The organism is Pseudomonas sp. B8(2017) (assembly GCF_002113575.1).
Classification (GTDB): domain Bacteria; phylum Pseudomonadota; class Gammaproteobacteria; order Pseudomonadales; family Pseudomonadaceae; genus Aquipseudomonas; species Aquipseudomonas putida_Z.
Genome location: NZ_NEIO01000042.1, coordinates 1 through 5,842, shown reverse-complemented (window position 1 = coordinate 5,842; position 5,842 = coordinate 1). Strand labels below are relative to the sequence as shown.

7 protein-coding genes are annotated in these 5,842 nt (G+C 58.7%); 4 read left to right on the top strand and 3 right to left on the bottom strand.

Translation table 11 applies throughout. The features are described 5' to 3' along the window. Window positions 1-196: 196 nt before the first annotated feature. Window positions 197-616, bottom strand: coding sequence for a tetratricopeptide repeat protein (locus CAG22_RS26810; protein ID WP_025338042.1), 420 nt, complete (start codon window positions 614-616; stop codon window positions 197-199). 952 nt (window positions 617-1,568) lie between these two features. Between CAG22_RS26810 and CAG22_RS26805 the strand changes: the two genes are divergently transcribed. From CAG22_RS26805 to CAG22_RS26795, 3 genes are all read left to right on the top strand, one after another. Next, window positions 1,569-1,793: a hypothetical protein gene (locus tag CAG22_RS26805; RefSeq protein ID WP_003257337.1), complete on the top strand. Its 225-nt coding sequence runs from the start codon at window positions 1,569-1,571 to the stop codon at window positions 1,791-1,793. 249 nt (window positions 1,794-2,042) lie between these two features. After that, window positions 2,043-2,525 carry a hypothetical protein gene (locus CAG22_RS26800; protein ID WP_025338041.1) on the top strand — a complete coding sequence of 161 codons (483 nt, stop codon included), beginning with the start codon at window positions 2,043-2,045 and terminating at the stop codon, window positions 2,523-2,525. 147 nt (window positions 2,526-2,672) lie between these two features. Then, window positions 2,673-3,953 (top strand): OmpP1/FadL family transporter, encoded by a 1,281-nt coding sequence (locus tag CAG22_RS26795; protein WP_085589888.1) that lies wholly within the window; start codon window positions 2,673-2,675, stop codon window positions 3,951-3,953. A gap of 151 nt (window positions 3,954-4,104) precedes the next feature. Here the strand turns inward: CAG22_RS26795 and CAG22_RS26790 are convergent, their stop codons facing one another. Continuing rightward, complete coding sequence (locus CAG22_RS26790; protein ID WP_085589885.1) at window positions 4,105-5,034, bottom strand: LysR family transcriptional regulator; 930 nt, start codon at window positions 5,032-5,034, stop codon at window positions 4,105-4,107. A 114-nt stretch (window positions 5,035-5,148) separates the two neighbouring features. On the opposite strand from CAG22_RS26790, the gene CAG22_RS26785 reads away from it, so the two are divergent. After that, window positions 5,149-5,409, top strand: a complete 261-nt coding sequence (locus tag CAG22_RS26785) for a DUF2798 domain-containing protein (protein WP_085589883.1) — start codon at window positions 5,149-5,151, stop codon at window positions 5,407-5,409. On the opposite strand, the gene CAG22_RS28610 is transcribed toward CAG22_RS26785, so the two are convergent. Further along, the gene (locus CAG22_RS28610; protein WP_170929345.1) at window positions 5,390-5,704 is read right to left on the bottom strand and encodes a hypothetical protein; all 315 of its coding nucleotides are present in this window, start codon (window positions 5,702-5,704) and stop codon (window positions 5,390-5,392) included. The genes CAG22_RS26785 and CAG22_RS28610 overlap by 20 nt on opposite strands. Window positions 5,705-5,842: the final 138 nt, after the last annotated feature.

Here is a 5,842-nt window from a genome sequence, read left to right as displayed (position 1 = left end):
TAGGTAAGCGGTGATAGCCGTGAGCTTGAACTGCTCTGTGTATTTACCCATAGATCCCCCACGGGTTGGATTGGTGTCCAACTTCTTGGGGGCAGTCCATCCTGTGGGAGCAACTGTCTTGCTCAAATTCTAAAAGTTGGCGCGATCCCTGTGGGAGCTGGCTTGCCGGCGATAGGGCCAGTGCTGGCAACACACCTCAGGCATGGAACCACTGCCTCAAAAGCCGCCGTGCCTCCTGCGACCCCTGCCCCGCCGCCAGCTCCAGCCAGTACCGCGCCTGCTCCGGCTCGCTGTGCTGGCACAGCCGCGCATACTCCAGCTGCGCCCGCCGGTCACCGGCGCGGGCGGCCTGGCGCAGCAGTTCATGGCCAATACGCCGGTCACGGGCATTGCCGCAATCACGGCACAACATCTGCCCCAGGCGGCTTTGCGCCACGACCACGCCCTGGCGCGCCGGCTGTTTCAACAGGCGCCCGGCCAGGTGCTTGACCTGCGGCTTGTCACCCAGGCGCGGGTTGTCGAGCAGCCACAAGGCCACTTTGAGAGAGAAACGTTTGGGGGGAGGCGCAGGCGTCGATGCAGCGGGGCTGGCGAGGGGTTTACCGCGAAACTTCATGAGCAACAGGTTTGGCAACTCGAAAGGCGCGCCACTCTACCCTTTTTCTTGCGCCTTGGCCCTTCGATTTCCGGAGGATTGAAAAAAATTTTCAATGATCTTTTCTTGACGTTTTCAAGTGGATGACCAACAGGTCTCCCGGAGCATGTCGATTGTCGGACAGTTCAATGTATTGCTGGCACGCCCGTCCTAGAGCAAGCGCTCGGGACAATCCACAGTTCCTGTGGATAACTCGGTGGACAACCCCCTCCCATCCCCCGCAAACCCCCATGAATTGGGGCTTTCGCTCAAACTGACGATTTTTTCACCAGCTAAAAATAGTGTTTTTTTTCATTGACTTAACCGCCCAGTCAAGGCATTGGCGAGGCTGTCGTGGCGTGTTGCCAGGCAGTTGCAAGCGATGCTCCGAATGTGAACAAGTGCACCATAAACCTTCATTTGAGTGCACGAAATCGGTACATCAGCCCGGATGCGGGCCTTTTGCCCCCTCTTCCCAGCAGGGCAAATACGCGCCATACTGCTCGGCTAACCTGAACAAACATGAAATGCTTGCCAAGCGCCTGTATTTCCGCTAAGGTGCGCCTCGTTAGTACCAAGCTGAAAGTCAATTCTGGCCTCAAGCGTCCTTGCAGACCCGCTCCTCCCAAGGGTGGCGCTGCTGAAACCAGGACCGGCCCATTCGATGATTCACTCGCCAGCCACGCGCTGCTCAAGCACGAATCACGTGACAGATTGATCAGGATCCCACACCGACGGCCTAGAACCTTGGCCCCGGCGTGCTGCCTGCCTTCTGAAGTACCTACCAGTCAGCCCATGCGCCCACATTTGATTGCGCTCCCTCTGGCTGCCCTGTTCCAGTCAGGTTCGTTCGTCCCTTAATAAAGGCGTCACTGGAACGTTTCTATCATGCACGGATCATAACCCCGTGTTTAAAGCAGGAACCTCCAACAATATGCAAACTCATCATCAGATTCAGGCTGCCATTGGCACCCTCTCCCAGGCCTTCTCGCCGTTGAAGTGCCTTATCGTTGCCCCTCGCAAGGGCAGCTTCAGCTTTACCCTGGTAGACGAACACGGCGTCGCCTGCCACACAGAGCGCCTGTACCCCGAACAGTACAGCCGCAGTGAACCGCTGCAGGCGGTCATCGCCCGAACCCGCCAGTCGCTCACCGCGTGAGCGGCGAATACTGCGGTATTCAAGCGCTGAATCATCCCATCGCAAGCCTGCCTGAACGTTCGTGGCGTAATTGCCTTAAGGCATATAGCCCGGTACGTCAGGCAGCAATCGATTTAAAAACAGCCCTTTACACCACGATTATCACACTACACTTCAACTCGAGCGGTGCTTGCCGCTTCCGGCGGGCCTGATCACTCACCAGCTGCCAAGCTCCAGCGCCCGTCCGGCCCTTAACTGCTCGAGGGCATCATGGGTATCGCGGCGAATGAATTGTGTCAGTATGTGATCCGACCCACCCTGGTCTACCTGAACCGTCACTGCGCCAGCGCCGAAGCCTTGTTGCTGGGCATCGCCGCCAGCCAGTCGGCCCTGGGGTCGGCCTTGCACGACCGTCGTGGGCATGGCCTTTACCGTATCGGCGAACACCGTCACCAGGCGATCTGGGACGACTACCTTGCCCGTGACCCCGACCTGGCCAGCCTGGTCCGCGGCCTGGCCAGCCAGCACGCCTTTCTCGGTGGCCCGCACCTGGAACTCACCGTCAACCTGCGCTATTCCACCGCCATTGCCTGGATGCTCGTCGAAGAGCAGGCCACGCCACTGCCTGCCGCCGATGACCTTCTCGCGCTGGCGCGGATCTGGCGACAGATTTTCAACCCACAAGGTCGCCTGCGCGACTTCACCCACGCCTGGCATACCTGCATAGATCAGAGATTGCCGCAGGCATCTTAAGACGCGTCCTACAACGCACCCGGAAAAAAGGGAATTTTGGTCGGATTGTCCTACAAAACCGCTCTATCTCCTTCGATTGAGGCTATAGCGCGGCGCGTGATTTGTTGGTAGCTTTTCGCCCCGGAGATCCCAAGGAGTTTTCTAATAATGAAAAAAGTAATGCTCAAAACCTCCCTCGGCATTGCCGTTGCTCTTGCTTCCAGCCAACTGCTTGCTGCAGGTTTCGCGCTGAACGAGCAAAGCATCAGCGGCATGGGAACCGGTTTTGCGGGACGTTCGTCTTCTGCCGAAGATGCCAGCACTGTGTATGGCAACCCTGCAGGCATGTCGCGCCTGAAGCGCGAACAGGTCACCGTGGGTGGCGCAGCCGTCATTGCCAAGTCTGATATTTCGGGTCGTGGTAGCAATTTCGGGGGGGAAACCGATGGCGACATGGTCCCGGTCGTGGGCGTGCCCATGGGTTACTACGTCAAGCCGATCGATGATCATTGGAGCGTCGGTTTCGGTGTTTACGTGCCATACGGCCTGATCACCGACTACGGTAGCGATGACGCGGCACGCTACTGGGGCAAGAAGAGCAAGGTCGAGGTTGTCACCTTCCAGCCAACCATCAGCTATGCCTTCAACGACAAGGTGTCGATCGGTTTTGGCCCGACCATCAACCGTATCAAGGGTGAGCTGGGCTCGAACCTGGGCAGCAAGGCGCTGCTGGGCCCCAACGGCCCGGATGGCGAAGTCAAGATCAAGGGCGACGACACCGCGATCGGTTACAACATCGGCGTTCTCGTACAAGCCACAGACCGTACCCGTCTGGGCCTGACCTATCACTCGATGGTCGACTACAAGCTTGAAGGCGATACCCGTGTTTCCTACCCGATTGCGGCCCTCGGCCTGAACGGCAAGTTCGACGCCAGCCTGAAAATCAAGACGCCAGAGTCGGTGGACTTCTCGGTCACCCATGAACTGGATGACCACTGGACCCTGTATGCGGGCAGCACGTGGACTCGCTGGAGCCGCCTGGAGAGCATCGTTGTCAAGAACGAAGCACCGGCGGGCTACCCACTGCAGACCATCACCGAAGAGCAGAACTGGCATGACACCTGGGCACACGCCATTGGTGCTGCCTACAAGGTCAACAAGGAGTGGACCCTGCGTGCAGGCTTCTCCGTCGACCAGTCGCCCACCAACAACCACGATCGCTCGCCGCGCATTCCTACCGGCGACCGTAAAGCGGTCAGCTTTGGTGCCGGCTGGAGCCCGAACGATGACATGACCATCGATGTTGCCTACTCCTACCTGTGGGAAGAGGACACCAAGGTCAACAATCTGCCGAGCTCGCAGACAGAAGGCTTGTTGAAAGGCAGCTACCAGGCCAAGTACGAGAACAGCGCTCACGGTATCGGTGCGTCCCTTACCTACCGCTTCTGATAGCTTCAAGTAAGTCGGGGCCGCTTTGCGGCCCATCGCGACACAAGGCCGCTCCTGCAACGACCGCACAAAACCGATTCTACGGGTTCATGCGGACGCTGCAGGAGCGGCCTTGTGTCGCGATGAGCTGCAAGCAGCCCCAATATCTTTTTCAGGCCTGCACCTGCCAGCTGTCACCCAGGCATTCGCGCAGGTAGTCCATGAACACACGCACTTTTGCAGTCATGGCGAAGCGATCGGCCAGGCACAGGTAGATATCCATCGGTTCGGTCTGGGCATAGGCCTGACCGCTATCGCTGTATTCGAACAACGATACCAGCGCCCCGGCGGCCAGATGCGGCCGGACGATGAACTCGGCCAGGCGGGTGATGCCGCCATCGTGCAGTGCCATCTGGGTCAGGGCATCGATGTCGTCGCTAATCAGGACACTGCCGAACTCTGCCTCGAACCGCAGCCCGTCGCGCATGAACCCCCAACGCAGGAAGCGCCCATCCACCGGGTAGCGGAACACCAGGCAGCGGTGGTCACGCAAGGCCTCGGGCGTGGCCGGCACGCCGGCGCGTTGCAGGTAACCGGGCGAGGCACAGCAAATGAACGGTATACGGGCGATATGCCGGGCCAGCAACTGGTCTTCGAGTTGCGGGGCAATGCGCAGGCTCACGTCCACATCTTCCCGCGCGTGGTTGACCCGGCGATCAGTCGTTACCAACTCTATCGAAAGCAGTGGGTAGCGGGCACTGAACGCGGGTATCAATGGCGCCAGCACGTGGCGACCGAAGGCGGACGTCGATGCAATGCACAGCCGCCCTTGGGGCTCACTGTCGGGGGTGGTCACGGCCTGTTCGGCCAAGGCCAGGTCGCGCTCGATGTGCCTGACGCGTTCGTAGTACTGGGTACCGGCGGGTGTCAGCGCCATACTGCGGGTGGTGCGACTGAGCAGGCGAACCTGCAAGTGGCCCTCCAGGCGTGCCAGGTTCTGGCTGACCGCGGCCGGGCTCAGGCCCAGGTTGCGGGCACCGGCGGCGATGCTGCCGGCTTCGACCACCTTGATGAAACTGCGAATGGCGTTGAGCAGGTCCATGCTGAGCCCCTGGATTCGTAAGAATCTCTTTATAAAGAACTCAATGCGGCTGGTCTACAGCTGCTGCCGGATGCGTTGCTAACCTGCGCCTCTACTTACTTTTCAGGAGTTCGCATGAGCAACCTGTCCCATACACGCAGCCGACGCAAATTGCACCCGGGCGCCACGCCCTACGTTTTTGCCTTCTACATGTCGTCGATCATGGCGCTATTGATGTGTTTCGTGATCACGGCAGCGAATGGGGGGATTAACCCTGAATACCTTGGCAACGTGCTGAAGGCTTACCAGTTGGCGATGCCTGTGGCGTTCGTTTGTGTATTGATGGTCAGGCCGGTGGTTATGCGGTTGGTGGCGATTACTGTGCATGCAAAGTGAAGTAACCTGAAACCCAGACAAGTCCCCGGCTCTTGCTCTTGCTCTTGCTCTTGCTCTTGCTCTTGCTCTTGCTCTTGCTCTTGCTCTTGCTCTTGCTCTTGCTCTTGCTCTTGCTCTTGATCTTGCTCTTGATCTTGATCTTGATCTTGATCTTGATCTTGATCTTGATCTTGATCTTGATCTTGATCTTGATCTTGATCTTGATCTTGATCTTGATCTTGATCTTGATCTTGATCTTGATCTTCGCGACTTCAGGAGGCCGAGCAGAGGTCTTGCGGAGGGAGGTGACGGGCATGGATGCCCGTCAAGCGCTGAGGCCCCATGGATGGGGCCTGCAGCGCGTCCTCCCGGGAGCAAGACCGGCGCGAGGGAACCCCGTAGCGTAGCGGAGGGGCCGGATGATGGGAGCGCAGCGTTTTTTGGTTACTTTTTG